We start from the raw sequence: 23329 nt of genomic DNA, 5'->3' as shown, positions 1-23329 counted from the left end.
CAGTTTTAAATGAAGTGGTACTAATTATATTTGACGGGTGTCTTCTATAAAATTATTCTGATTGAACTATTTGGTCATTTACAAATGCTTTTATGAAAAATAATTCATTTTCATTTGGATCTCTTTTATTTTCTACCTTAAAGCATTCTAATGCATTTATTAACGAGGTGGATTTTACAGCTTAACTTGCTGTGGTTAACTCTTCCCAATAGATATTCATTTCATCAGAATCACAGATCGATTCATGACCAAGCAGGAACATTTCAGCATCATATTTTTGAATGTCTTTAATCATAGGCAATAACAATGATTGCTTGAAATGATAAAGAGAATTTGTGGTTGTACCGTATGCAGCATCACCTAAAAAAACAACTTTTTCATCAGGAATATAAATAATTGTAGTGTCGTCTGTATGTGTACTTTTGATTCTTTCAATTTTGCAAACTTTATTACCTAAGTCAATGGTTAATGTATTTTCAAAAATTACATTTGGAGAGCTCAATTTAAAACTCTCTCGGTTTGGTATATCAACTTGTATAATCTCCATACACTTAGCACTCATCTGATTAGTATTCACATACTTTTGAAGGGAACTATCATCAAACCTATAACTTTGCCATTCTTTTAATAATTCGTCCGTTTGACTATTAACGATAACAGTTGCATCAAATTCATTCATACCAAGGAAGTGATCCCAATGCGCATGGGTAATGACCAAATACTTGATAGGTGGTACATTTAGTTTCTCGATTTCTAATAAAAAATCTTTAGCATGTTGCGTTGAATTGCCAGAATCTATTATTAGACTATATTGGTCGCCACACACTATTCCTAATGTTGGTCGTTCTCTATCATCTTGATTTGATAAATAATAAATAGTATCACTTAATTTATTTAACATGTTATTTCTCCTCTATTTTAGATATTTATTCTATGAAAGAGAAAATCTACATGTTTATTCTAAAGAAAATAAAATAATTTGAGATTTTCTCATTTTATTTTTTTACCATTGGACTGTACCTCCTTTTTTAATAAGGAAAAGTATACCATATTACTAATTAAATAAACTGTTTTTTGAGAAAATTCACAATGGTTTTCTTCGTGTGATAAATTATACAAAATATATACTATGTTATTCTATTAAAGGAATTTGGAGGATATTATGGTTAGTTTATTTATATTAAAAGGATTGTCTCTTTCAGGTGCTGAAAAATATTTATTTGAAGCAGGTTATGTAGAAGGAGCAACTATCCAAAAAAATAGTCTTGAATATGACTTTATCTTAATTTATGTTTATGTACTTAATGACGAAGATGGCAAAATTGTTGATCAAGTGGGTTACGCGGAACACTGTTTGATTGATGAAGATGGTGAGCCAGATGCTTTTAAAGTTGAATGGATAAGATTATAAAATAAAAAGCCGCAGCGTCGTCACGCGCTACAGCTCAGAATGGGTTTATGCTCTTTGAGGTTCTCAAAATTTTATTAGCACACCTATGTTAAAAGGGCAAAACAAGGTAATGTAAGAAAATTTACTTCAATGATATTGTTTTTTAAATTCTGTAAAAAATTTGATAGGAGTGATTACAATTGCGCTTCATGGATGGCTAACGGGAAGGTTAGTTCAAGAAGGAGTACAATGAATTAGGAGAATATAGTTCATCATATGGAAAACAGGGGGAACTGTGATTTATGGATAAAACTGAAGAACTTTTAAAAAATTTTGGTTTAGTACCTAAGATAGATTTTGTTGATAGAATCAGAAATTTATTAAAAGAAGAAATAGAGAATGAATCGTCTGAAGATAACGAATACTTAAAAACACTATGTATTCAATTATTTGCTTTAGGATGTGTTGATGATACGCTGTTAATTTGGAGAGCAAAGGAAAAGGACTTTGATACACATGGCTATGTTGATGTTCAACTATTATGTGGTGCAGGGTTGGAAAAGACACTGGGTTATCTCAAAAAAAAGAATACTTTAGAGGCAAAGGAAGAATTAAGCTATTTACGGAAATGTAAAGAAGATTTTGAGGATTTTAATGTAGAAGAAGTCCTGAATTTTTATAAAAAGTATTACGGAATATAGGGATTTATAAGATCATTATAATTCCTTGTTGAACTAATGGGCAGAATAATTGAAGATATTGGCTAAATTACTTGAAGGTTAGGCATAAAAAAACAAAAAAATGGGGAGTAAATCCAAAAATTCAAACCATCAATCATTTACTTTTTCTTTATGATGTTTTGCAAATGCGGTGGAAGTTCAAAAGTTTCCATGTGTTTAAAATCTTTAAGTTTGACTTCATTTGGAGCTATAGAAAACATTAGTTGGTCTCTTCCTACTGGGTTATGTGCACCCAAAACTGGAGTGACTTCAAGGGTTACTGAAAACACAAAACTTGTTCCTATTCTTTCCAAATTTAAAATATTTATTTGATATGGATACACCAAAGGACTCTCGGTAAGATAGTCTGAATAGTAATTAGAAACTGCTTCTTGGATATTGGGTAATAGTAGTGAAAAAAATAAGTCCATTACTAATTCTTCTTTAGAATCTTTAGCAGGCTGATAATAATCTGATTCAGCAGAAGTTAATGTTGTTGATATTAGAAATAACAGTAAAAAATAAGGAACTATAATAATTTTTTTCATTTTTGCACCTCCTTTTTAATGTTTATTTTGTTCGTAAAAGATTAATTTATCTCTACCAAATATTTCACTTTTATTCAAAATAAGCTATAGGGCGATTTAGGTTAATAGAAAGGAAATCATTCGAGGTAGGTAATAGAGTCAACTAACGGCGCAGGCTTGTTTACGCTTATTTAAGTTTTTTAAACGATGGACATAATATATCAAAAACCTCACACAATAAAGAAAAAAGGAGGTTCGATATTGAAGTCTATTTTTAAAGGATTACTTCTTTTCGTTACCTTAGCTTTATTTTTTTCATTAGTAGTCCATGCAGAAAAAAATGAACAAGAACAAGGGAAAAGTGACGAAGGAACTCTAGTTTACCATGTCAAATACGATTATGATGCAATATCCAAATTTTTAGGAATAAGTCTTGATGAATATGAAAAATATTGGAAAAAAGGACTTTCTATAGCGGATATGGCAAAGAAACAGGGAGTATCGAGACATGATGTAGTAGGTTATTTTTATGATTTCCACTATAAAGAAATGCAAAAGTGGAGAGTTGAAGGTCCGATGACAGAAAAAGATTATTTTCACCTTGTTTTTATGTTATCGGATGAAATCGATGAGTTTATTGACCGTAATCCCAATCGTTAATTCAACTCCCACGAAAGAACTTAAATCATCTTTCATTTTCTGTGATGAAATGCAGTTTATTGCGCTTCATGGAAAGCTAATGGGGGCGCTTCTATAATAAATTGAAACGCTTTTTTTCGAGTTGGAGAATCTCATACCGTCAGAGGAATACCAAAAACAAAAAGGTTAGAATATGTGTATCTTAAAGAACTAATCGTATCCTTACTTGAAGGTCGCTGAGCTGCTTAGGTAGCTCTTTTTTTGTTATTCTAACGGAGTAGGATAGTTAAAGAACATTTAGGGTACGTTACTTTTAAAAAGGAGTAACCTACATGAAAAATCCATTCTTAATTAGTTTGTATACGTTTATATTCTCGTGCAGTCTTTCTGTGTTAATAGGAAATCCTGTTTATTCACAATCTATAGCTTCAGATAAAATTGAATATTTATATCCTGCAAATAAGGAAAAAGTTTTTGATGAAACTGTAGATGAATTTTACCAGGCATTAAGAGACTTAAAGGATCCTGTACATCAGGAGCTTTATCAAAGATATAAGCAACGGTCAAAGCAACAGCAAATACATGTGGATACTGTTCTTTTTCAAGAAATGCCTGATGCATCTGTAAATTTTAGAAAAAAGTTATTGTTTAATGAAGTAGAAGGATTAAATTATATAACTTTTGATGGAAATATTCTTCGTCCCTACCCAAATATAGATATTAAATACCATCAGACTGTTAGCCCTGATAGGCAAGTTTATTTCTTTTATTCCTTTAAAGACACAGAAAAAGAATTTAGAAGTAGATATGCAATTTATGATGTTGAAACAAAGGAATTGGTAGCAGGCGGAGGTACTTATATGCCAAAGCTCAACCTTACAAGGAACACTTACGATAAAGAAGGATGAATTTAGAGCTGGGAAAAATTAAGGACCAAGAAAAAGTTCGTGGTGTAGAAATAAAAACGATTTATTATGGAACTCCAAAAGATAAAATTTTGATTTGGGAAAAGGGAATGGATTTACCAAAAGCAAGTGGAGAAATAGGAAATATGTTCCACGTTGAATAAATATAAGGGTTTTTTTCTTCGATTAGCTAACAAGCTGCAGAAGTCAAGGCAGCTTTTCTTATTGAGCTAATTAAGCAGGTTAGTTAGTTTCGGCGAACCATGTATGTGAGGTTTAAAATTGAGAGCTTTAGTTAATGCATTTTGAATGAGGCTCTAATATCGTGTGCAAAGTAAAGAAAGATTAGTTAGAATATCTGATAAATATTGTGCAGTAAAGAAAAAATATTTGGTTATCGATTAGTTCTATTTTTAAAAAAGTTTGAAGTTAACAAAAAAGCAATGCCTATAAAAATGTATAGTAGTGCTACAGATTTGTTCGGAATAAATGAATTGTAACTAAATGGACCGAGTGACGTTCCAAGTCCACTTATAAACATAATGAAGCCTATCCAATAAATGAATTTCCCAATTGTAGTATGTGTTTTCATATATATATAGATACCTCCTGAAATGTGGATTATCGTATATCAAAGCATAACATAATTAGAAAATTTTTAGAACGGTGGATTAATTTAATTACCGCACAATTTGAGAAAAGAAACTATTAAAGGGTCACTCGGTTGAAAGTGACCCTAATAAATTACGAGTAATTATTTGAATTTTTCAGGTTTAGCAACTTTGATTGAAGTCACTTCTCCACAATTTTTGCAAAATGACAAAATAAGTGGGGAACCAGAAGCAATTAAAGATCCTATAGGCCTAACGTTACTGTCTGTAGTAAAACTACCATGTCCAAGTTGCCCAGTTGCAAAAGAGTCGTAACCACAAACCTTGCAGACCGATTTATCATTCTCCATAATATCACCTCATAATGAATTGACGCTTCGCTTTCGCGCAGAGCAGAGCCTCCTGGGGGCGTCTAATGAGCCGCTTGGGGCTATAGAAAGAAATGGTGCAGAAAGGGAGGAGGAATTTTGCTGAATAATACTTTAAATATGTTGAATAATAATTTTACTAATCCAAGCAGCAAAGATAATCCAGATAATTATAAAAAGTATTCCAACAAACCAATTCTTTGGTTTTCCAGATAGTTTCAACTTTTCAGCAGCTTCTTTATTATCCTCAATTACATGTGGAGGAATTAATTTTAAAGCGAGAATAATTCCAAAAGGTACAATTATTAAATCATCTAGATACCCTAGAACAGGAATGAAATCTGGAATTAAATCTATTGGGCTAAAAGCATATGCAACTACGAACATTGCCACAAGCTTAGCATACCATGGTGTTCTGGGATCTTTATAGGACAGATAAAGTACAAATAAATTTTGTTTTAATTTTTTTGCAAAGGCTTTTAATGTTGAAATTAAACTGTTGTTCATTGAAGATCTTCCCTTCGTTACTATGAAGTATAAGTTATCTAAGTAAAAAGGGAAATAAAAACTAATGAACAATATGAGGATTAAATGAAAGAGGATGGGACTTAACTGGTCAAAACCTTAAAAAGCGCGAGAAATCAATTTTAGAAACGTTGATTTCGCGCGCTCTTCTGATTTTTTTAATTTTGCTTTGAAAAGATACTTATGTCTCAGCCTCAATCCCCAAAGGTAGTTGCTTTTCAAAAAATCTTACCGAACAATCTAAGTAAATAACAATAGTGGTGGGATAGCAAAATGCGATTACAGCTTGGGGCGATGCTAAAGAAGCTATCCCGAAACTAATATATGTAATGGGATCTAATAACATGACAACTATAGAATAAAGGGCAATTGTAAAGTGGAGAAAGCGTCCAAAATACTAGGGCGTGACGGTGTGTCAGGCTTATCGTTCTATAGTTATATACTATATTTCTCCACATGAAAATTGCACCTCCTAGGGTCCTAGGGTTAGATGTGTCCGACAATTGAAGGGCAGTTTAATTTTTAATCTCATAAAAATTATTATTTTAAAGGGATTCCAAGTCCTAAGGCAGAAGCAATAGTTATAAGAGAGGTAATAACACCAAGTATTGCAGTTAATTTCTCTAATGGTTTTTGAGCTTTCTCTTTATCTCCATTGTTTATATGAGTTTGAAGGAGTTCAAAATGCGCTTCTGCAATTTCTCGTTGTTCATCTGATAGGCGTTGAATATCTTCGTGAAGTTGTTTTAACGCAAGAATAATATCATCAGATCGGCTAGCTATTCCTTGATTCAGTGTACCGTTGTTCTCAATCGTTATATTACCTTTGTTTTCTCCGAAAGTTAAACCACCATATTTACTAGATTCACCCATATAACCATCTCCTAAAATAATAGTTACTTGCCCGAGTTTCGATACTGTATCTAATAATTGACCAGAATTTTCTTTTGCTAAAATATCAATAATTTCTCTTAAACTCTCAGGTTTATTTTGTTTACTTAACCCGACATTAGCCCTTTTGTTATTATTTTTTTTTTAGAAAAACTTTGTTTGAAATCTTCACTTAATTTAATGATTGGAATAGCGTTTAAAGGATCAAAACAATTTTCGGCCCCACAATACTTACAAGTAAGAGAATCCATATTTTCCAATTCATGTTTATTGGCAGTTAAAATACTTCTACTACATTCCTCACAGTGGAATTCTAATTCTATAACGAGCGCTTCTTGTTTTTCTAATTCAGATAATTTATCAATAACTACTCCAAGAGGTAAGCCAGTTATTTCTGCAATATAACTATGGTAAAATTTATCAACTTTACTTATAGCAATTGCCTCGAGTGCATTATCTATTTTTTGAGAAATTTCCCATGGTTTTAAATTGCTCACAACTTTTACCTCGCAAAATCAATTTTTCTCTAATATAATCCAATACATGTTCAGACGCAAATACATTGAACTTAAATGTCTTTGTAGTTACGCCAATTCGAATAGAATATTCTTGTACTACGCCACCAACACTATGTTCAAATAGTATTGATCCTTTTTGTTTGGATAAATAAGGCTCTAAATAATTATACAATGGTAAGCCCCTTAACTCTCTAATGCTACCTAATCCTATTGTTTCAAGACCACTTAAAAGTAACAAAGTAAAAGGTGTTGTTTCTAAAATGCTGGTAATATCTTCGCTATTTAAGTTTTGCTCAAGAGCTGATAATTCACCATTAGTATAGTATTCATCAATTGCAGAAAGTATTCTTACAATAGATTTACCTTGCGTTTCTTCAAATGTATTTACTAATCCTGCTGGTCTTCCTGTAGCATCAATAAGCCTTCCTTGAAGAACATCAGCTAAAGGCTCAAGAGTTCCGCCATACTTCTGTAAGAAATCATATTGTTTGAATTCATATTCTTCATCTACAATTTTAGCTAATCCAGCAATAATTTTCTTTGCAACAGCTGAACTTGCTCGTACTTCAATTATTCCCTTAACTTCATCAATATAAACTGTCGTAATTTCATGTTTAATGTATTCTCTTCGGTTAGTTAAAAAGTAATCTACATTTACCCCTGTTCTATGAATAAACCTTAAATAATATGCTTGTGAACCTTCGATTTCAGTAGCAGCAATAATGGCAGGTTCAATGGGAACATTTTCGCAATTTGGTGTAATTACTGTTTCGAAAGGGTTAAATGGCATTTTATTAATAATACTTTGTTTAAGTCCAGTTAAACCAGCTGGATTTGTAGTTCGATACCAAACTAAAGAAACGGCCCCAGTAAAAATATTATTGCTTATCGTTGTAAGAACATCTCCTTCAATAAGTTCAAAAGCGTTCCATACTCTACTTGCTAGTTCATTTACATTACCTGTTGCTTCTAAAGTCATATCACTACAAACCTCTTTAAGTAGAGTTTTGGTCATTCTATTCAAGTCTTGGGGGAAAATTAAAGATTTTATTGTATTCATTTAACACCCTCCAGAATTATATTCTTTATTCGATGAATGTATGCCCGTATCTATTAATTAATATTATATGCATTGCATACCCAAAAAATTACAAAATAATACTAATAGAAAGAAGTCGGGATGACTTGGAACTTTATACGTCAAAATGAATAAAAATTAGACGAAATGACTTGTGCGTCAAGATGATCCAAGCAATTGGGGATATTTATATACGCAAGCAAGGTTGAAAAGAAATCTTCTTAGAACTATAAAAAGTCACTCATATAAAAAATGGGTGACTTTCTTCTATAATATATATAAATTTTGAGTGGGTACAAGTGAGGGGATTTCACAAAAAGACGAAATGACTTAAGCGTCAAGATGATCCAAGCAATTGGTGATATTTAGATACGGAAGCAAGGTTGAAAAGAAATCTTCTTAGAACAATAAAAAGTCTCGGGTGGGTACAAGTAAGGAGCTTTTATAAAAAGACGAAATGACTTGAGTGTCAAGATGATCCGAGCAATTGGGGATATTTATATACGCAAGCAAGGTTGAAAAGAAATCTTCTTAGAACTATAAAAAGTCATTCATTAAAAAAATGAGTGACTTTCTTCTATAATATATATAAGTTTCGAGTGGGTACAAGTAAGGAGCTTTTATAAAAAGACGAAATGACTTGAGCGTCAAGATGATCCAAGCAATTGGAGATATTTAGATACGCAAGCAAGGTAGAAAAGAAATCTTCTTAGAACAATAAAAAGTCACTCATTTAAAAATAAAAATGAGTGACTTTCTTCTATTATATTTTAAAAATCTTGAGTGGGTACAAAAGGATGTGTTGAATTAACTTTAATACTTTAAACGAAAAATCCTGTTCTTACACTTAAAGAATCTGTGTTAATTCTGAGTTCACAAATCTTTGGGCAGTAATGATAACACCTGAAGCTGTTAGCCCGTAAACACTAAATAATCCGCCAGTTTGATTTGGAGCAATTTCTACTTCATATTGTAATGAGTTCCCTAGACCTCGAGTGAAAAAAGTAGAAGCATTAGCACCTACGCTAAAGGAAGTTGTTGATAGTAGTTGTCTTGTGCCGTTTAGTCTGAAAACTCTGATTGTTCCAGTAAGCGTACCTCCAGTGAGATTAAGAACTTTAATACGAACGCTATTTGCATTTGCTGGTTGATTCCCTGTATTTTCAACTGGACCTGTAGTCAAAGGCATTTGAAATTCACCTCCTTGCGAAATAAAAGTTTTATAATCTGCAGATTACATAATCATAATATTCAAACTCTATTGAAATGCTATAGACATATGAATCAATTTGCTATAAATAAAAAGAAAACATATGAAAGAAAACCTATTCTGGATCAATGTATTTTAGTAGCTATACATAAGTAATGATATGTCTTCATTAGCATGTCAGGAGTAACTCCTATTTATGAGATTTACCATGCCAGTTCTAGGGCAAGGGGACTAATACAATTCAACGCTCGTTTATTGATAGAATTTTCTATTCTGTTATAATTAACTGCGAGAGAGGATGATAAATATGAGCAAAAATATCGTTGTTATAACAGGCGCTGGCAGTGGATTAGGTGCTGCACTGGCAAAAAAATATTCGGGTTTAGGCTATTACATTTGTTTGCTAGGTAGAACGAAATCAAAGCTTGAGGAAACGGCTAAAACTTTAAGCAATGGTCATTCTATTTATGAGGTTGATGTTTCTTCAAAACAAATGGTCGCTCAGATCATTCAATCTATACAAGATGAATTTGGATCAATTCAATTACTCATTAATAATGCTGGTGTTGGGTATTTTGATAATGCTGAAAACTTGAGTGAAGATTCAGTGCATCAAATGATTGATATTAATCTAAAAGGAACAATTTTTTGTACACAAGAAGTGTTAAAAGGTATGAAAGAACGTAATGAAGGAACGATCGTCAATATTGTTTCCACAGCTGGTAAAGAAGGGAAAGTAACGGAATCTGTTTATTGTGCAAGTAAATTTGGAGTTAAAGGATTTACAGAGAGTCTAGCATTGGAATTAAACGAAACAGCCATTAATGTTTGTGCTGTATACATGGGTGGCATGAGAACAGAGTTTTGGGTAACTAAACTGTTACAACAAATGTAGACGAAACTATACAAACCCGTATAGAAGTATAGATTTATAACAGAATACCCTTCGTATCAAGCGATTGGTGCGAACTCCACGTTAATTGCTTTTAACTCCTAAAGCCTTGTGACCAAAGCGGAGCTGGAAACGGCAGACGTAACGGTGCGAAAGCAGAAAAAAAACAAGGATGGCATAAGCTGAAAAAAATTACTCAGTGTCCGTAAAGGATCCTCGTGACAACGGAAAACGGTAGCGCTAAGTGCTTTGGCAATGGATGTTTAGCAGCGAAACTCCTAAATCTCTAATGAGACAAGGAAGACGTTCAACGACTATCTCCTTGAGGGAGAGTAAAACCGCAAGCGAATGGCGGAAGAAAAATGTGGCTCTTATTAAAAGATAAGATGAAGATATAGTCTGCGCTTATGTGAAAGCATAAGAGGTCTACTCGTGAGAGAAAGACTGCATGAAGGGTTGCGCCTTTGTGTGAACAAGAAAAATATATACAAATATAAAAATGTTAACAACCTCTCTAAATAGGGTAAAGTATTTTATCTTAGTGAAAGAGAGGTGGTACGCATGGAATTAATGTCCATTGGGAAATTTGCTAAACGTGTTGGTGTAAATGTTGTAACGCTAGGGACAAAGATCAGACTAAAACCAACTAAAGAACAAGAGGTTTTGTTTTGGAAGTCTGCAGGGACTGCGAGATGGGCTTACAATTATTTCTTGGCTGAAAGCGAACGTATTTATAACGACGAGAAGCGTACAGTCAAAGAGGGCGAAGTTCGTAAAAAAATCAATAACGAACTGAAACCAACAACGCATAAATGGCTAAAGGAAGTCGGAAGCAATGTGATGAAACAGGCGGTGAAAGATGCCGATATTGCTAGAAAGCGTTGGTTCGAAGGCATTGTTGAAAAGCCAAGGTTCAGAAGCAAGCGAAGAAGTAAAGTTAGTTTTTATGTAAATTATGAAAGTTTAAAACGAACAAGTGAAGGTTTTAGAGGTGAAAAGATTGGCATTGTAAAAACTTGCAATGCACTTCCTAAACTTAAAAAAGGTCATAAATATTCGAATCCACGCATTTCATTTGACGGACGAAATTGGTTCTTATCCATTGGATTTGAGCAAGAATTTGAGCCATATGATTTGACCGACGAAAGTTTAGGAATTGATGTGGGTATCGAAAAATTGGCAGTTTGTTCTGATGGTGAGTTCAAAAAGAACATCAACAAGACCAAAAAAGTCAAACGATTAGAGCAAAAGTTGAAGCGAGAACAACGACAACTAGCTCGTAAGCTTGTAGCCAACACGAAAGAGTATACTAAAAAACGAAAGCCAATCTATAAAATACCTTTAAAGAATATGAAAAATATTCAAAAACAAAACACTGAAATTCGTAATTTATATAAGCGACTTAACGACATCCGAACAAATCATTTACATCAGTGTTCTAATGAGATCGTGAAAACCAAGCCATCTCGTATTGTAATGGAACATTTAAATGTAAAAGGCATGATGAAAAACAAACATCTGGCGAAGGCGGTAGCCGGGCAGAAGTTATATGAATTCAAACGGCAAATTCAATACAAATGTAAAAAATACGGAATTGAATTTATTGAAGCCGACAGATGGTTTCCATCATCAAAAACTTGTTCTTCTTGTGGACAAATCAAATCAGATTTGAGACTGAAAGTCAGATTATTTATCTGCTCTTGTGGATTAAAGTTGGATAGAGATTTGAACGCAAGCATTAACTTAGCAAATTATTCAATCTAAGAAGCTTAACTGAAACTAAGCCTTAGATGTGTACGCAACGATACTGCGGAATTTAAGCCTTTGGAGAGTCATACTAAATGGCAGTAGCTTTGGCGAAACCAGACTCGGAGAATAAGGAAGACACAGAACGAAAGTCATAAGATATAAGTTGTGTCACAGTAGAGATGTCTACATTTTTTAAGAAATGTATATGTTTTTCGTATCGGACGGTATATTTTCAGAGGAACGTACAAAGAACTTAATGGATCCTAATGATATCGCGGATATTATCATGGATAATATTAAACCAAGGAAATTACTAACTGTAACAGAAGTTGTGATTAAAAATAAACGATAACACAGCGATTTGCTGCGTAAAAGATGATGACCAGGCATCAATTTATTTTGAGCTTGGTCTTTTTTGTTACGTAAGATTTCTTTCTAATATGTGGTCGTCTATACAGATTGGTAGCGAAAGACCTGTACATTACAAAATTGTCATGTAGTGTCGTTTTTAGTCATCTTAAACGATGGTTACGGTATTAATTGCCTGTTATAGTAAACCATGTTGTTAGCTTATACCTAGCGATACTTTTTGAAAGCATAGATCCAAAGGAGAAATGAAAATGAAATCATCCAAAATCTATCTGTTTATGATAGCTATGATAGTAGCGTTTTATAGTTTTTCGCCAACAATCGTAAATGCAAATTCAGATGAAAAAATTCAAAAAATTGAAAAATTTGTTGAAGAGCAAATGGCGATTAGTAAAATTCCAGGGATATCGTTAGTAATTGTAGAGAAGGGGAAAACGGTCTATGAAAAAGGCTTCGGATATGCCGATGTTAAATCAAAAACACCAGTTACTTCTGATACATTATTTGAACTTGGATCTACATCGAAAGCATTTACAGGACTAGCCATTCTACAATTGGGGAGGGAAGGATTGTTAAAACGATCTGATGATGTCCAAAAGTATATCCCATGGTTGAAGTTAAAATATAATGGGGAGCAGCAGTCGATTACGATTAATCAGTTACTCTATCATACAAGTGGGATTCCAACGATCACTATAGCTAATATCCCTGAAAGTAATGAAAGTGATGCCCTTGAGTTGACTGTGAAAAAATTACTTGATCAGCCATTAGATCGAAAACCAGGTAGCTCATTTGAGTACGCAACACTCAATTATGATGTTTTGGGACTCATTGTCGAAAAGGTATCAAAACAGCCCTTTGATGTGTATATCAAACATCATATATTAGAGCCACTCAATATGAATGATTCATTTGTTGGTCTTCACCAAGTTAATTCTAATGAGATGGCGTCTGGTTATAAAATCGGACTTATGAGAGAGCAGCCTTACACACCGCCTATCTATCGTGGAAATATACCTGCTGGATATATTATAAGCAACACGAATGATATAGCAAAATGGTTAAAACTACAGTTAGAAAGTAGCCAAATTTATTCTATTGATAATAAATTAATTCAAGAATCGCATATTCCTGATCAGTCTGTAGAGCCTTTTGATAAGGATACATACTACGCTAGTGGATGGGGAGTAATGGAAAGCGATAAAAAACAATATATCCTCCATGCAGGTGAAAATCCAACATTTACATCTTATTTCATCATGCAGCCTGATGAACAATTAGGAGTGGCCGTCCTGTCCAATATGAACTCAAGCTATACAACAGCTATTGGTCAAGGTGTGATGGATCTGTGGGAAGGGAAAAATGTTAACAATAATCATTCTGACAACTTACAAAGGATAGATAAAATCGTGACGCTTTTGTGTGTGACTATCGTTGGACTGGTGATGTTTTTAAGTATTTTATTGCTAACAACGGTGAGGAAGATTGTTAAAAAACAGCGAATTAGAGTATCGTTTAATGCAAAAAGGACGTTCTTCCTAATTATCCATTCTTTAGTTGTAGCAATATTTTTAACACTTTTATTGATGTTCCCTAAAATTGCAATAGGGGTAAATTGGGAATTTATTAAAGTATGGGGTCCAACTTCAATTTCTGTGTTATTTTATAATGCAATCGTGACAAGTGTTATATTTTATTTGTTAGGTTTATTGCGTATTTTTACTAAAGAAGAAAATAAGTAAGAGATTTGATTGATTATGAAAAATATGGTAGTGTAAAAGGAACTTTAGGTGGAAGGGGAGAGTCCAAATGAAAAAAAGATCATTGCGTTTTTTAAGTATGGGTATTGGATTCTCAACTGCTGTTTTTTTCTAAAATTGAGTTTTTAGGGAGAAGTCTGCCCTTTTTTAGAAAAATAAAACCTAGAGGAGATTGAACATGAAAAATAGAATTACACGTAAAAATCCAATCCAAGCACCTAGCCCTGTTGGCAATTACAGCCATCTGACCATCATCCCTAAAGATGCAACAATGTACGCATTATCCGGACAAATTGGGGTAGGGCAAACCGGTGAATTGCCATCGCTACTAACTGAGCAGGTTAAGAATACATTAAAAAACATCCAAATTATATTAGAATCAGAAGGACTAAACGCAGACAATGTGGTGAAAGCTAATATTTGGGCAACAGAAGAAATTGATTGGGATGATTTCTATCGACAATGGGAAACGATGTTTGGCAATCCTTATCCTTCTATGACAATCGCTTATATTACTGCATTAGGACTTCCTGATATTAAAATAGAAATTGATATTTGGGCCGCTAAATAAAAAGTAAAAATCGACAAAATCCTCAGAGGTTTTGTCGCTTTTTTAATATAATCATCTTCATAAGTATTGGACAACAAAGAAGGTCACTACCTAAGTAGAAATGCCCAAAATAATGAGGTTTGATTTTTGCCGAAGGTATGAGTAAAGATAGAATTAAATAGGGTACACTACCACTATGTGTATATAAAAAACCTGCTGTTAGGTCTTTGTCATTCTTCATTCTATTTTTTTGAACTATTACGTAATGATGGTATTGTCCAGTACGTGCCCATTCGCCACAACCATTCTAATGGACCAAATCTAAAGAATTTTAGCCAAAGCTTACTAAATAGTAATTGGAAAATGTAAATGCCTATGCAAATCCACAGAGATTGGATCAAACGAATATTGGCAATTAGCTGAAAGGCATTGCCTATAATTAAGATTAGCGCTGTTTGCCCTAAATAGTTTGTTAATGCCATTCGACCATATTCTTTTAATGGTGAAAGTAAGAATTGGCATAATGGATGTTGCAGTAAAAGCATTAATAGTCCAACATAAAATGCCGATACAAATGGGCTGAATTGAAGCCCTATTAGTGCAAATTTTTCAACGTTAGTAACATGTTCTGTAAATTCATTCTTTGACATATCGTTAAAGTTCACTCCTACATCTGGTACATAATGCCATTGATAGAGCAATCCACCGATGCTAATACAGAACATAATAATTGTAAAGGCAAGTAAGCTTTTGCGATTTTCATTGAATTTTTCAAAAATTCGATACTGACCAGCTGCTAATCCCAGTAAAATAAGTGGAAATGGCATAGCAATTTTGATTCCATAATAAGCTGTCACAGCTAACAATATAAGCCCTATAGTTACGTTTATTTCTTTTCGAACTTTGTAAAATGGTAATGCTATCAGACCGAATATCGCATAGACGGTTAGTGCTTCTCCTGGCTGAAAATAGAAATGCACAAGTCCGATTAACAATAAAATAATCATTCTTCTAATGAATAATAAATATGCTTTTTCATTTTTAGCTTTTGCACGAGAAATAAAAATATAAAAGCCAACACCAAATAAAAATGAAAAAATGGAGAAAAACTTCCCTTCCACAAAAAGCATTAAAAATCTATTGTACGCAATATCAACAGATGTATTAGGTGGTTCAATCCACAAGAGTGCTGGAATATTTACCAATATAATTCCTAATAAAGCAAATCCCCTTAAATAATCTAATGTATCAATTCGTTTGTTTAATTCAATTGGTTGCATTTACCTCTCCTCCTCACTCACAAAGTATACAGAAGTTCCTAAAATAGTAGTAACGATGAATGTTACGCCAATCTTACAAAATCGTCATAAAGCATTAATCATTTACTTGATACATAGATAAGATTTCTTTTGCTTGCTGTCTTAAAATATTGATTAATTCTTTTGGTTCTACAATTTGAGCATGTACACCAAGTCGATAAAAGAGGGAGCTAATAAAATTAAGCTCACCTTTGTCTATAATAGAATCTATAAAACCTGTGCCATCTTCATTTATGATAACTAAATCTTCAAGGCTTGGTTCGCTTTTGCATTGTCGTACACCTTCCCTTGATAATAGTACATGTAAACGAATGGGTTGTTTAATCTCGTAGGTGTTGCCAAACCACTCCTCCAAATTTAAAAATTCCTCTTTGTTTTCTTCGCTTTCTACGATAGAAAGAATACGATCTACACGAAATAGTAATATTTTTTGTTTAGTGAAATCAAAGGCAGGCATATACCATAATCCATCATGTGCGTAAACACCAAGAGGATGAATATGTTTCGTAGTTGTACCTGATTTGGATTCATATTGAATATGAAGATTTTTATTTTCAATGGCTGCCTCTAAAGCATCTTTCAATAAAGGTGTTTCAATGGCTCTTTTAGGATTCCAAAAGGCGATATAGGATTGAAGTTTATTCACTTTCTGTTTGGCGTCATGTTGAAGCGAGCTATATAATTTATGAGAAGCGGAGGAGATTTCCGCATCAAAGGGCAGATCACGATAGTATTTGAGTGATTGAAACGCAAAGAAAATTGAAACGACCTCATCTTCTGTAAATAAAATAGGGGGAAGTAGTCTGCTAGTGAGGACAGTATAGCCACCGTTTCGTCCTTGTTCTGCGTAAATAGGCAAGCCCATATCGCTTAAATCTAAAATATATCGATGAACCGTGCGAATCGATATATTGAATTCATCAGCAACTTCCTGTGCAGTAAATTTCTTTTTTGCGCTAACAAATAGAAGAATATCTAGTAAACGTTTTGCTTTTGACATTTTCTCACCTTTTTTCATTTAATCATGCCAGTAGTTGTCATGTTTTATGATTAGTATAAATAGTGTTCATGAGTTTTTCAAAAGAGAAAGGGAGATGACGATATGTCTCGAGAAATCATATTATATGTTGCCACTAGTTTAGATGGATTTATTGCGAAAGAAAATGATGATTTACAATGGCTGGAAGAAACAGAGGTGGAAGGGGATGCTGGCTATTCCAACATGTATCAATCCATCGATACCGTTATTATGGGTAAAAGAACGTATGATTACGTTATAGAGCATACTGAGACTTTTCCATATCCCGATAAGAAATGTTATGTATTCTCGTCGACATTAAGAGGTAAAAACGAACATGTTGAGTTTGTGTATGAGGATGTCGTAGCTTTTTCGAAAAAATTAAGGGAACAGGAAGGCTCGAAAATATGGATGGTTGGTGGAGCTGACATACTTGATGCATTTATGAAGGAACAGTTAATAGATGAATTAATTATTACGATTACACCGCATCTATTAGGCTCTGGAATCCCATTGTTTAAGGGGAAAAATCCATATCAAGATTTGAAGTTAGTAAATACCCAACGCTATGGGCAAATGGTGCAAATGCATTATATGGTGATGAAAGAGGCTTGATCATAAGCCTCTTTTCTATGATTAAGATAGCGAATGATAGATTTCACCCATGATTCCCTTCATTTGATGTACCCCTGTATCAGTATTCGTCATCATGATCATTCCTTTTTCTAGAAATGGATAGGCTACTAGCATACATTGAAACCCAACACCCCAGCCAAGAGATGAAAATTCGAGTTTCTCGTCAGCACCATCCAGAAATACACCAAGGCCTGTCCATTCCTTACTTCCTTGAGGTCGAAACAATTCATTTATTTGTGTTGCTGTAAGACCAATTTTACTTTGTCCTTTTACAGCATTCATAATATCTAATAATAATTTTGCTAAATCGTTTGGAGTAGTCCATATACCACAAGCTGCAAGAAATGGATATATAGAGTATTTCCCTGAAATTAACGCGCCATTTTGATCATGACCACAAGCTAAATTGGCCGTATTGAATGCTGGAATATTGGTAGAAAATATACTGTTTGTCATGTTCAACGGTTTGAAAATAAATTCGTCCATAAGAATTGAAAATGGTTTGCTCATTGTGTCTTCAATAAGTAATTGAATGACACAATAGCCTGCATCCGAATAGTGAAATTCATTTTCGGGTTCATACGTTACCTCAATAGGGGTATTGCAGTAAGGAGTTTTACCATTCAGTATTTCTACCATGGATGGCATGTCATTGAAAGTTTCTACCGTCGTAAAACTGCCTTCCGGTTCCACAATACCGGATTGATGACAGAGTAAGTTGCGTAATGTAACTTTTTTATGCTTTGTAAATGCATTGTCAGGTACCTTCCATGAAACTAGCTTCTGATTGACATCTTCATCTAAGTCTACTAGCCGTTGTTCTACTAATTTCAGCACTAAAATACTAGTTAAAAACTTGCTAATCGAACAAGCATTGAAAATTGTGTGCTCATTAATTTTATTATCGGTACCTGCTTCAGAAACACCAAAGTAATCTGCCTTACTGATTTTTCCCTTGTCGATCGCTACATGACTCAGGCCAGCTACACGATTATGCTCCATACGTTCACTAATGTTCATCCTCTATTTTTCTCCTAACTTTTTCTTTAATATAACATAAAAAGGAATGTACGTTCTTGTTTAGGGGTTTTTATTTTGTTAACCGTGCATGTACAATCATAGATGGACTGTCTTTTGTAAAGTCACTCTTGTTCCATGAACCATATAAATGTAACAATTCAAATCCATTTTGAGCTAGAAGCCTCTTCATTTCCATTGGATATGTATAGCGAAGTAGTATGGAATCTTCGAAAGTTGAAGCTGAATGTTCTAGCTTATGTAAAGCATGGCAAGTCAAGATTTGTGTGACAGGATCATATTCTTCGCGGTGCAGAATCGTTAGTTTTTCACCGTTACTATTGACCAAACTTTCTTCGTATTCATCCATATTAGAAAGCTCACATAAAATAGCATTTCTCGTATCGAATACAAATTCTCCTCCTTCATGTAAGTGCTTTTTAACAGACTGCAATAAAGCATTTTGACTTTCATTACTTAAAAAATGTTGAAATGAATTACCTGTCATATAGATGAAATTTGATGAAATCGGTAATTGAAGCTGTGTACAATCTTGCACAGTAAAATGCACATGGACATTGTGCTTTTGTGCTTTATCCATCGCTAATTGAAGCATCCCTTCATGGATATCTACTGCATAAACATCGAATCCTTGCTTGGCCAGGGGAATAGCTAATCGACCTGTGCCACAAGCTAGTTCAATAATTGTATCTTTTTTCTTTTTAAGGTGATTTTCAATATAATGCAAGTCATCTTGATAATTTTCATAGAGGGTATCATATTCTATAGGGTTTTTATATTTCTCTAAATTACCGCTGAATTCATTTTGATACATAAAAAATAATCTCCTTCGATATAAATTTTCTCTATTCCAGTGTACAGAATATTATATAATAAATACAATTATCCTATAAATTAGGTTTATTACCATAACGTGGGGTTTATTTCCATTCCGACTGGGCGCTTTGTCGCTGACGCTTCGCTTTCGCACAGAGCAAAGCTTCCTGGGGGCGTCCGATGAGCCGCTTCGCTTGCGCTCCAGGGTCTCGGGGCAACAAATGTTTTTCTGTGCGAAAGCGTAGTGCAAACGCAGCGTCAGCGACAGGATGTTGGTCACGAAGGCGTTATCACAGGACGTGATGATTTTAGCCTGCGTTCCTCTATCGATAATCCCCAAGGAGTCGCCCAGCCTCCACTCCAATCAACTTATATACATAGTATACGTTTTATCAAACGCCATCATCGATTTTGGGTGTAATCCACAAATTATCATTCTATAAAAAATGAAAAGGAGGGCTCGTTTGAACAATAAATTTCCGCGGAGAATACATATCATTGGCTCTGTTGGTAGTGGGAAAACAACTTTAGCAAAAGAATTATCTACAAAATTCAATATTCCTCATTATGAATTAGATAATGTTGTTTGGATTAGGAAAGAAGCAGGGGATATAAGAAGGACCGAACAAGAAAAGATAGATCATCTAAAAGCTATTATTCGAACTGAAAATTGGATAATTGAAGGCGTCCATTATGAAGATTGGGTAGCACAAAGTCTTCATCATGCCGACTTCATTATTTTTTTAGATACTAATTATTTCATACGCATCTATCGGATCATAAAAAGATTTATTTTACAAAAACTAGGTCTAGAAAAATCGAATTACAAACCTACTTTTGCAATATTCATTAACTTGCTTAAATGGAATCGTCGTTTTGAAGAGATTGTCAAACCCGATTTTTGTCATAAATTTGAAATGTATCGTGACAAGCTATTGGTCGTAACAAATAAAAGTAAAATAGTTGAAAAAAGCATATCCAAAAATAATGGATACGCTTCTAAATAATTTTAAGCATTTTTCTTCGTTCTCGCTGTACGTTTTCTTGTTGTTGGCTTTTTGGTTTTTTCTAAGGAAGCTTGAAGTGCGGTCATTAAGTCCGTGACATTATCAGGAACGGGACGTTTATCGCTAGTGGAGATTGTATTCGTAGCTTTTTTCTCCTCAATCAGCTCCATTAAAGTATTGCGGTAGTCGTCTGTATATTTTTCAGGGTTAAATTCAGTTGTTAATTGATCTACGAGCATTAGTGCTGTTTCTAGCTCTTTTGGAACAACGTTTTGTTCACTTGGTAAGTTCGGTACATCACTCACACTTCTTACTTCATCAGGGTAATGAATGGTTTCCATCACTAGCGCGTTTTGATAAACACGGACAATTGCTAATTGCTCTTTTGAACGGATCATAATTTTGGCAACGCCTATTTTACCGGATTGCTCTAATGTTTGACGTAATAGGGAATAGGCTTTACTGCCAGTTGTATCAGGGGATAAAAAATAAGTACGTTCAAAATAAATAGGATCAATTTCGGTTAATTTCACAAAATCAATGATCTCAACGGCTTTATCCTCATTTTCCTTGCGCAAGTTTTCTAATTCTTCTTGGTCTAATACGACAAACTTATTTTTTGCATACTCATAAGCCTTCACGATATCCTCATCTTTAACTTCTTGGTTACAGCCTTCACAAACTTTTTTATAGCTAATAGGTGTATGACATTCTTTGTGGAGTTGTCGCAGTTTAATGTCTTTGTTTTCAGTAGCAGCGTGTAGTTTCACTGGTATATTGACAAGACCAAATGAGATACTGCCTTTCCAAACTGTATGCACTCGTATCACCTCGTTTTTCTTACTATGATATATTTTGCTTATTTTTATGTATCTTAATGTGAAATCGTCAAAAACTGAAGATAAAAAGCAAAGTAGGTATTCATATGAAACCAATGCTGTTAACAGAAGTGCTTGAAACGCCAAGTGGTGAAGAGTGGATGTATGAAACGAAATATGATGGATTTAGATGTATGTTAGTATGGGCTGAACAGCCAATGTTAATAAGCAGAAATGGCAATAACTTAAATCATTTGTTTCCAGAGATCCTGGATTTTTGTAATAGCCTATTTGATCAAATTAAAGCGTTTTTACCCATAACATTTGATGGTGAGTTAGTTTATTTAACGAATGATTTTAACAGTGATTTTTCGTTAGTTCAAAAAAGAGGGAGGATGCAAAATAAAGAAGTGATTGCTGCGCATGCAAGCTCCTTTCCGTTTCATTATATTGCATTTGATTTACTAAGCTATAAAGGCGAGTCACTGACAAATAAATATTTAAAAACACGTAAACAGCAACTTTCAAAGCTTTTTACGACTTTAAAGCTCCCTGTGACTGTCAATTATGAGGATCAACGCCCTTTGCAAGCGATTAGCAGTGTGGAGCATAGTGAAACACTTTGGCATGCTATAAAAGTTTACAATGGGGAGGGAATGGTTGCGAAGAAGAAAACGAGTAAATGGATGGAAAATTCTCGCTCTACACATTGGGTAAAAATTAAAAATTGGCGATTTGTAACGGTTATCGTCACAAAATATGATCATGGAAATGGTTATTTTCACGGCTCTGTTTATCAACATGACGAGCTAGTAGAAATAGTTAGTTTTAAACATGGACTGTCAGAGGAAGAGCGTAAAACACTTATTACTTTTTTTCAAGCGAATGGACAAAGGAGTAATGAAACATGGGAACTGGAGCCATCCATCTGTGTTGATATAGCATGTATTGATTTTGATGGCAGCAAACTTCGAGAACCACGTTTCCATGCATTTCGGCTGGAGAGGTTACCGGAGGATTGTCAATGGCAGCACATGCAGCGTCAACTTTTTCCTATTCCAGATACGGTTCATATTACGCATCCTGATAAGCCTATTTGGCCAGAGATCGATATTTCGAAGGATGGGTATTTGCATTATTTACAAATGATTTCTCCGTATTTATTACCTTTTCTGAGAAATCGACCGCTTACATTAATTCGGTTTCCACATGGGGTTCCGGGTGAAAGCTTTTATCAAAAAAGTAGTCCCGAGCAAATACCTGCATTTGTATCAACGGGAAGGGTAGGAGACATTAATTATCTTGTATGTAACAATCTGGAAACATTATTGTGGCTAGGCAATCAGCTTGCGTTAGAGCTACATATCCCATTCCAAACGTTGCAAACAGAGCATCCGACTGAGATTGTCTTCGATCTAGACCCTCCATCTGTAGAGCAATTTTCACTGGCCATTCGTGGGGCGCTGGATTTAAAGGAAATTATCGATTATTTTAAGCTACAATCTTTTGTTAAAACATCGGGAGGTAAAGGATTACAGCTATATATACCGTTACCTGAAAATTCCTTTTCTTATGAAGAGGTGCGAGTATTCACTGAATTTATTTGTCGGTTTTTATGTGAGCAAAAACCGGACTTGTATACAATCGAGCGTTTAAAGAAGAATAGACATCAAAAATTATATTTAGATTATGTGCAGCATGCAGAAGGTAAGACGATTATTGCTCCATATTCAACTAGAGGCAATGAAAAGGGATTAGTGGCGACTCCGTTACACTGGGAGGAGGTCAATGAACAGTTAACACCAGACCGCTTTACAATTCCAGCTGTACTGGAGCGAATGAAAAAAGTGGGTAATCCATTTCGGGATTTTCGAGAAATAGGGGAGAGCCAGGATTTTCGATCTGTCCTGGATCATTTAAATGAATAAAAGAGAAGGCCAAATTGCTAAGCCTTCTCTTTAACTAAACTTGAATAT

The 23329-nt window shown here is 34.1% G+C and carries 27 protein-coding genes; 13 read left to right on the top strand and 14 right to left on the bottom strand.

Features of this window, described 5'->3' with window-relative positions:
* Nucleotides 1-181: 181 nt before the first annotated feature.
* Complete coding sequence (locus ACVWXS_RS04215) at nt 182-901, bottom strand: MBL fold metallo-hydrolase (protein WP_456956319.1); 720 nt, start codon at nt 899-901, stop codon at nt 182-184.
* 261 nt (nt 902-1162) lie between these two features.
* Between ACVWXS_RS04215 and ACVWXS_RS04210 the strand changes: the two genes are divergently transcribed.
* Together ACVWXS_RS04210 and ACVWXS_RS04205 are read left to right on the top strand one after the other, a co-directional pair.
* Entirely contained in the window at nt 1163-1411 is a 249-nt protein-coding gene (locus tag ACVWXS_RS04210) for a hypothetical protein (RefSeq protein ID WP_456956317.1), read from the top strand.
* A 281-nt stretch (nt 1412-1692) separates the two neighbouring features.
* The gene (locus tag ACVWXS_RS04205; RefSeq protein ID WP_456956315.1) at nt 1693-2091 is read left to right on the top strand and encodes a hypothetical protein; all 399 of its coding nucleotides are present in this window, start codon (nt 1693-1695) and stop codon (nt 2089-2091) included.
* A gap of 137 nt (nt 2092-2228) precedes the next feature.
* Here the strand turns inward: ACVWXS_RS04205 and ACVWXS_RS04200 are convergent, their stop codons facing one another.
* Nucleotides 2229-2657: a DUF3888 domain-containing protein gene (locus tag ACVWXS_RS04200; protein WP_456956313.1), complete on the bottom strand. Its 429-nt coding sequence runs from the start codon at nt 2655-2657 to the stop codon at nt 2229-2231.
* A 240-nt stretch (nt 2658-2897) separates the two neighbouring features.
* Here ACVWXS_RS04200 and ACVWXS_RS04195 point away from each other — a divergent pair, with 240 nt between their 5' ends.
* From ACVWXS_RS04195 to ACVWXS_RS04185, 3 genes are all read left to right on the top strand, one after another.
* The gene (locus ACVWXS_RS04195) at nt 2898-3296 is read left to right on the top strand and encodes a hypothetical protein (RefSeq protein ID WP_456956311.1); all 399 of its coding nucleotides are present in this window, start codon (nt 2898-2900) and stop codon (nt 3294-3296) included.
* A 311-nt stretch (nt 3297-3607) separates the two neighbouring features.
* The gene (locus ACVWXS_RS04190) at nt 3608-4183 is read left to right on the top strand and encodes a hypothetical protein (RefSeq protein ID WP_456956309.1); all 576 of its coding nucleotides are present in this window, start codon (nt 3608-3610) and stop codon (nt 4181-4183) included.
* Nucleotides 4180-4344 carry a hypothetical protein gene (locus ACVWXS_RS04185; protein WP_456956307.1) on the top strand — a complete coding sequence of 55 codons (165 nt, stop codon included), beginning with the start codon at nt 4180-4182 and terminating at the stop codon, nt 4342-4344. Before ACVWXS_RS04190 ends, ACVWXS_RS04185 begins: the two co-directional genes overlap by 4 nt.
* Before the next feature lie 590 nt (nt 4345-4934).
* Here ACVWXS_RS04185 and ACVWXS_RS04180 read toward each other — a convergent pair.
* The 6 genes from ACVWXS_RS04180 to ACVWXS_RS04155 form a co-directional block, all read right to left on the bottom strand.
* The gene (locus ACVWXS_RS04180; protein ID WP_368634961.1) at nt 4935-5141 is read right to left on the bottom strand and encodes a hypothetical protein; all 207 of its coding nucleotides are present in this window, start codon (nt 5139-5141) and stop codon (nt 4935-4937) included.
* A 132-nt stretch (nt 5142-5273) separates the two neighbouring features.
* Nucleotides 5274-5666: a YkvA family protein gene (locus tag ACVWXS_RS04175; protein WP_456956305.1), complete on the bottom strand. Its 393-nt coding sequence runs from the start codon at nt 5664-5666 to the stop codon at nt 5274-5276.
* Between the two features lie 558 nt (nt 5667-6224).
* On the bottom strand, nt 6225-6557 hold the full coding sequence (locus ACVWXS_RS04170) for a hypothetical protein (protein WP_427418919.1): 333 nt from the start codon (nt 6555-6557) through the stop codon (nt 6225-6227).
* A gap of 125 nt (nt 6558-6682) precedes the next feature.
* Nucleotides 6683-7072 carry a hypothetical protein gene (locus ACVWXS_RS04165; RefSeq protein WP_068984392.1) on the bottom strand — a complete coding sequence of 130 codons (390 nt, stop codon included), beginning with the start codon at nt 7070-7072 and terminating at the stop codon, nt 6683-6685.
* Complete coding sequence (locus tag ACVWXS_RS04160; protein ID WP_456956302.1) at nt 7029-8153, bottom strand: hypothetical protein; 1125 nt, start codon at nt 8151-8153, stop codon at nt 7029-7031. Before ACVWXS_RS04160 ends, ACVWXS_RS04165 begins: the two co-directional genes overlap by 44 nt.
* 865 nt (nt 8154-9018) lie before the next feature.
* Nucleotides 9019-9360, bottom strand: coding sequence for an ATPase (locus ACVWXS_RS04155; protein ID WP_456956300.1), 342 nt, complete (start codon nt 9358-9360; stop codon nt 9019-9021).
* 328 nt (nt 9361-9688) lie between these two features.
* Between ACVWXS_RS04155 and ACVWXS_RS04150 the strand changes: the two genes are divergently transcribed.
* From ACVWXS_RS04150 to ACVWXS_RS04130, 5 genes are all read left to right on the top strand, one after another.
* Nucleotides 9689-10276 (top strand): SDR family oxidoreductase, encoded by a 588-nt coding sequence (locus ACVWXS_RS04150; protein ID WP_456956298.1) that lies wholly within the window; start codon nt 9689-9691, stop codon nt 10274-10276.
* A 558-nt stretch (nt 10277-10834) separates the two neighbouring features.
* The gene (locus ACVWXS_RS04145; RefSeq protein WP_456956296.1) at nt 10835-12037 is read left to right on the top strand and encodes an RNA-guided endonuclease InsQ/TnpB family protein; all 1203 of its coding nucleotides are present in this window, start codon (nt 10835-10837) and stop codon (nt 12035-12037) included.
* Nucleotides 12038-12227: 190 nt separating this feature from the next.
* Entirely contained in the window at nt 12228-12374 is a 147-nt protein-coding gene (locus ACVWXS_RS04140; RefSeq protein WP_368634954.1) for a hypothetical protein, read from the top strand.
* 262 nt (nt 12375-12636) lie between these two features.
* Nucleotides 12637-14133, top strand: a complete 1497-nt coding sequence (locus ACVWXS_RS04135; RefSeq protein ID WP_456956293.1) for a serine hydrolase domain-containing protein — start codon at nt 12637-12639, stop codon at nt 14131-14133.
* A 196-nt stretch (nt 14134-14329) separates the two neighbouring features.
* Complete coding sequence (locus ACVWXS_RS04130; protein ID WP_427418925.1) at nt 14330-14722, top strand: RidA family protein; 393 nt, start codon at nt 14330-14332, stop codon at nt 14720-14722.
* A gap of 221 nt (nt 14723-14943) precedes the next feature.
* On the opposite strand, the gene ACVWXS_RS04125 is transcribed toward ACVWXS_RS04130, so the two are convergent.
* On the bottom strand, nt 14944-15981 hold the full coding sequence (locus ACVWXS_RS04125) for a DUF418 domain-containing protein (RefSeq protein ID WP_456956291.1): 1038 nt from the start codon (nt 15979-15981) through the stop codon (nt 14944-14946).
* Between the two features lie 94 nt (nt 15982-16075).
* Entirely contained in the window at nt 16076-17020 is a 945-nt protein-coding gene (locus tag ACVWXS_RS04120) for a helix-turn-helix transcriptional regulator (RefSeq protein WP_456956571.1), read from the bottom strand.
* Nucleotides 17021-17122: 102 nt separating this feature from the next.
* Between ACVWXS_RS04120 and ACVWXS_RS04115 the strand changes: the two genes are divergently transcribed.
* Entirely contained in the window at nt 17123-17653 is a 531-nt protein-coding gene (locus tag ACVWXS_RS04115; RefSeq protein ID WP_456956289.1) for a dihydrofolate reductase family protein, read from the top strand.
* A 21-nt stretch (nt 17654-17674) separates the two neighbouring features.
* Here the strand turns inward: ACVWXS_RS04115 and ACVWXS_RS04110 are convergent, their stop codons facing one another.
* The 3 genes from ACVWXS_RS04110 to ACVWXS_RS04100 form a co-directional block, all read right to left on the bottom strand.
* Nucleotides 17675-18694: a serine hydrolase domain-containing protein gene (locus tag ACVWXS_RS04110; protein ID WP_456956287.1), complete on the bottom strand. Its 1020-nt coding sequence runs from the start codon at nt 18692-18694 to the stop codon at nt 17675-17677.
* 70 nt (nt 18695-18764) lie between these two features.
* Complete coding sequence (locus tag ACVWXS_RS04105) at nt 18765-19526, bottom strand: class I SAM-dependent methyltransferase (RefSeq protein WP_456956285.1); 762 nt, start codon at nt 19524-19526, stop codon at nt 18765-18767.
* Nucleotides 19527-19577: 51 nt separating this feature from the next.
* Nucleotides 19578-19892 (bottom strand): hypothetical protein, encoded by a 315-nt coding sequence (locus tag ACVWXS_RS04100; RefSeq protein WP_456956283.1) that lies wholly within the window; start codon nt 19890-19892, stop codon nt 19578-19580.
* Nucleotides 19893-19992: 100 nt separating this feature from the next.
* Between ACVWXS_RS04100 and ACVWXS_RS04095 the strand changes: the two genes are divergently transcribed.
* Nucleotides 19993-20535 carry an AAA family ATPase gene (locus tag ACVWXS_RS04095; RefSeq protein ID WP_456956281.1) on the top strand — a complete coding sequence of 181 codons (543 nt, stop codon included), beginning with the start codon at nt 19993-19995 and terminating at the stop codon, nt 20533-20535.
* Between the two features lie 2 nt (nt 20536-20537).
* Here the strand turns inward: ACVWXS_RS04095 and ku are convergent, their stop codons facing one another.
* Nucleotides 20538-21356, bottom strand: coding sequence for a non-homologous end joining protein Ku (gene ku / locus ACVWXS_RS04090; RefSeq protein WP_456956279.1), 819 nt, complete (start codon nt 21354-21356; stop codon nt 20538-20540).
* A 104-nt stretch (nt 21357-21460) separates the two neighbouring features.
* On the opposite strand from ku, the gene ACVWXS_RS04085 reads away from it, so the two are divergent.
* The gene (locus ACVWXS_RS04085) at nt 21461-23281 is read left to right on the top strand and encodes a DNA ligase D (RefSeq protein ID WP_456956277.1); all 1821 of its coding nucleotides are present in this window, start codon (nt 21461-21463) and stop codon (nt 23279-23281) included.
* The last annotated feature ends 48 nt before the right edge of the window (nt 23282-23329 follow it).

The organism is Lysinibacillus sp. TE18511 (assembly GCF_054062295.1).
Note: the sequence above shows the minus strand (reverse complement) of the source record. Positions and strands in the feature narration are given on the sequence as shown.

Excerpts from the sequence above, each read along its gene's own strand:
- ACVWXS_RS04215 (WP_456956319.1), bottom strand. The coding sequence starts at position 901 with ATGTTAAATAAATTAAGTGATACTATTTATTATTTATCAAATCAAGAT.
- ACVWXS_RS04210 (WP_456956317.1), top strand. The coding sequence starts at position 1,163 with ATGGTTAGTTTATTTATATTAAAAGGATTGTCTCTTTCAGGTGCTGAA.
- ACVWXS_RS04205 (WP_456956315.1), top strand. The coding sequence starts at position 1,693 with ATGGATAAAACTGAAGAACTTTTAAAAAATTTTGGTTTAGTACCTAAG.
- ACVWXS_RS04200 (WP_456956313.1), bottom strand. The coding sequence starts at position 2,657 with ATGAAAAAAATTATTATAGTTCCTTATTTTTTACTGTTATTTCTAATA.
- ACVWXS_RS04190 (WP_456956309.1), top strand. The coding sequence starts at position 3,608 with ATGAAAAATCCATTCTTAATTAGTTTGTATACGTTTATATTCTCGTGC.
- ACVWXS_RS04185 (WP_456956307.1), top strand. The coding sequence starts at position 4,180 with ATGAATTTAGAGCTGGGAAAAATTAAGGACCAAGAAAAAGTTCGTGGT.
- ACVWXS_RS04180 (WP_368634961.1), bottom strand. The coding sequence starts at position 5,141 with ATGGAGAATGATAAATCGGTCTGCAAGGTTTGTGGTTACGACTCTTTT.
- ACVWXS_RS04175 (WP_456956305.1), bottom strand. The coding sequence starts at position 5,666 with ATGAACAACAGTTTAATTTCAACATTAAAAGCCTTTGCAAAAAAATTA.
- ACVWXS_RS04170 (WP_427418919.1), bottom strand. The coding sequence starts at position 6,557 with ATGGGTGAATCTAGTAAATATGGTGGTTTAACTTTCGGAGAAAACAAA.
- ACVWXS_RS04160 (WP_456956302.1), bottom strand. The coding sequence starts at position 8,153 with ATGAATACAATAAAATCTTTAATTTTCCCCCAAGACTTGAATAGAATG.
- ACVWXS_RS04155 (WP_456956300.1), bottom strand. The coding sequence starts at position 9,360 with ATGCCTTTGACTACAGGTCCAGTTGAAAATACAGGGAATCAACCAGCA.
- ACVWXS_RS04150 (WP_456956298.1), top strand. The coding sequence starts at position 9,689 with ATGAGCAAAAATATCGTTGTTATAACAGGCGCTGGCAGTGGATTAGGT.
- ACVWXS_RS04145 (WP_456956296.1), top strand. The coding sequence starts at position 10,835 with ATGGAATTAATGTCCATTGGGAAATTTGCTAAACGTGTTGGTGTAAAT.
- ACVWXS_RS04140 (WP_368634954.1), top strand. The coding sequence starts at position 12,228 with ATGTTTTTCGTATCGGACGGTATATTTTCAGAGGAACGTACAAAGAAC.
- ACVWXS_RS04135 (WP_456956293.1), top strand. The coding sequence starts at position 12,637 with ATGAAAATGAAATCATCCAAAATCTATCTGTTTATGATAGCTATGATA.
- ACVWXS_RS04130 (WP_427418925.1), top strand. The coding sequence starts at position 14,330 with ATGAAAAATAGAATTACACGTAAAAATCCAATCCAAGCACCTAGCCCT.
- ACVWXS_RS04125 (WP_456956291.1), bottom strand. The coding sequence starts at position 15,981 with ATGCAACCAATTGAATTAAACAAACGAATTGATACATTAGATTATTTA.
- ACVWXS_RS04120 (WP_456956571.1), bottom strand. The coding sequence starts at position 17,020 with ATGTCAAAAGCAAAACGTTTACTAGATATTCTTCTATTTGTTAGCGCA.
- ACVWXS_RS04115 (WP_456956289.1), top strand. The coding sequence starts at position 17,123 with ATGTCTCGAGAAATCATATTATATGTTGCCACTAGTTTAGATGGATTT.
- ACVWXS_RS04110 (WP_456956287.1), bottom strand. The coding sequence starts at position 18,694 with ATGAACATTAGTGAACGTATGGAGCATAATCGTGTAGCTGGCCTGAGT.
- ACVWXS_RS04105 (WP_456956285.1), bottom strand. The coding sequence starts at position 19,526 with ATGTATCAAAATGAATTCAGCGGTAATTTAGAGAAATATAAAAACCCT.
- ACVWXS_RS04085 (WP_456956277.1), top strand. The coding sequence starts at position 21,461 with ATGAAACCAATGCTGTTAACAGAAGTGCTTGAAACGCCAAGTGGTGAA.